Below are 424 nucleotides of genomic sequence, written 5' to 3'. Positions count from 1 at the left end.
GGACGAAATGAAATATCTAATCGCGTTAATCATCTGTTGCCTGAGCGTGTTAACGGCATCAGCGCAGCAGGAAACTGCCGAAAAACCTGAACCGGTATCGACCGTAAAACCCGCCTACCCGGCAAGGGCATTTGCTCACCGTGTTAATGGTCATGTCGTTGTTTCCTATGATGTGAATAACGACGGTGATGTGATCAATGCGCGAGTGGCATCCTCAGAACCTGCGGGAATATTTGATGAGGAAGCGTTAGGAGCCATCAGGAAGTGGAAATTTACCCCGCATAAACCCTGGCAGGGATTAACGAAGGACTTTGTCTTTAGCATTAATACGAAATCATCGGTTGAATAGCGTGTTATCTTTCATCCCGGCCTGAGGGCCGGGATTATCATTTATTAGTGAAGAAGATGTCGGCGTTTTATATCC

1 protein-coding gene is annotated in these 424 nt (G+C 46.9%); it reads left to right on the top strand.

Going from position 1 to position 424, the window contains the following annotated elements:
* On the top strand, positions 1 to 349 hold a 349-nt coding region (locus WH277_RS01810; protein WP_339504051.1), incomplete at its 5' end, for a TonB family protein.
* Positions 350 to 424: the final 75 nt, after the last annotated feature.

This window comes from Erwinia sp. MYb416 (genome assembly GCF_037479575.1).
GTDB classification, from domain to species: Bacteria; Pseudomonadota; Gammaproteobacteria; order Enterobacterales; family Enterobacteriaceae; genus Erwinia; species Erwinia rhapontici.
This window is presented reverse-complemented; position numbering and strand designations above follow the sequence as displayed.